The organism is Olsenella sp. CU969, assembly GCF_905219715.1.
GTDB lineage: Bacteria > Actinomycetota > Coriobacteriia > Coriobacteriales > Atopobiaceae > Granulimonas > Granulimonas faecalis.
The window spans coordinates 1-1,375 of the sequence record NZ_CAJMXC010000154.1; the positions used below are offsets into that span (position 1 = coordinate 1).

Sequence of the window (1,375 nt, forward strand, 5' to 3'; positions counted from 1 at the left end):
TCCACGGCGGCTCCGGCGCCGGAGAGGAGAACATCCGCCGCTGCGTGGAGCTGGGCATCAACAAGATCAACGTCTGCACCGACCTCTTCAAGTTCCAGCGCGGCGCCATGCACGAGCGCCTCAACGCCGAGCCCGGCATCGACTACATGGACATCCAGATGGTGGGCGAGGAGGCCGCCATCGGCTTCATCCGCGACTACATGCGCATGATCGGCTGCTCCGGCACCTACGCCTTCGACGGCTCCGGGGAGGAGCTGGACTAGATGGCCCCGCGGCGGCCCGGGAGCTCCCGGGGGCGCGCGGCCGGCAGACGGCCTCGAAGGCGGCGAAGGCGGCGGGAAGAGAGGGGAGTGGTGGGCATGATCTCGGGCGACCTCTGCTGGGGGTCACTCGCGGACGACCTCATCATAGGCTGTGACGGCAAGCGTCGCTGGGCCGGTGCGCCCCGCACGCTCTACGCGACCTTGGAGCAGAGCGCCCGGCGCTACCCCCACCACGACACCGTGGTGGACGACGACGGCACCCGCACCACCTACGCGGCCCTCCTCGACCTGGTAGACCGCCTCGCCGGGCGCCTGGAGCGCCGCCTCTCGGTGCGCCCCGGCGACCGGGTGGCCCTGCTCATGGAGGCGGGCCTTCCCTACGTGGCCTCCCTCTACGCCGTGAACCGCCTGGGGGCGGCCGCCGTGGCCGTGCCCACCAAGTGCCGCCGCGACGAGGCCGTGACCCTGCTCTATGCCGCCGACGTCACCCATGCGGTGGTGGGGCCCGAGTACGAGGCCTGGGCGCCGTCCCTGCCGGTGGAGCCCGACCGCGTGCTCTGGGCGTCCCAGGTGGCCGGCGGCGACGTTCCGGCCCCGGCCTCGGCCCCCCACGGGGACGCCGCCTCCTGCGCCCTCATGATGTTCACCAGCGGCACCACGAGCCGGGCCAAGGCCGTGATGCTGTCCAACGAGAACGTGGTACACGCGGCCCTCACCTACGGCCGGCTCTGCGGCACCACCATCGAGGACCGCTGCCTGGTGTGCCTGCCCATCTACTACGTCACGGGCCTCGTGGGCCTGGTGGCCCACTTCGTCGCGGTGGGGGCCACGGTGTGCCTCCAGCGGCGCTTCGACGCCCAGCGGGCCCTGGGGCGCGTGGCCGCGGAGGGCGTCACCTACCTCCACGCGGCCCCCGCGGCCTTCTCGCGCATGCTGGGCGAGCGCGGGGCCTTCCCCGAGCTCCCCTCGGTGCGCATGGTGCTGTCGGGGTCGGCCCGGGAGACCGCGGCCACCATGGACGCCTTCCGGCGGTGGATGCCCCAGGCCCAGTTCCGGGTGGTCTACGGCCTCACCGAGACCGCCAGCCCCGCCCTGCTCTTCCCAGGCGACAC

At 73.0% G+C, this 1,375-nt stretch carries 2 protein-coding genes; both read left to right on the forward strand.

Features of this window, described 5'->3' with window-relative positions; translation table 11 throughout:
• A partial coding sequence (locus JX283_RS08325; protein ID WP_204830160.1) for a class II fructose-bisphosphate aldolase occupies positions 1-263 on the forward strand: 263 nt, incomplete at its 5' end.
• A 96-nt stretch (positions 264-359) separates the two neighbouring features.
• The coding region (locus tag JX283_RS08330) for a class I adenylate-forming enzyme family protein (RefSeq protein ID WP_204830161.1) at positions 360-1,375 on the forward strand (1,016 nt) is incomplete at its 3' end.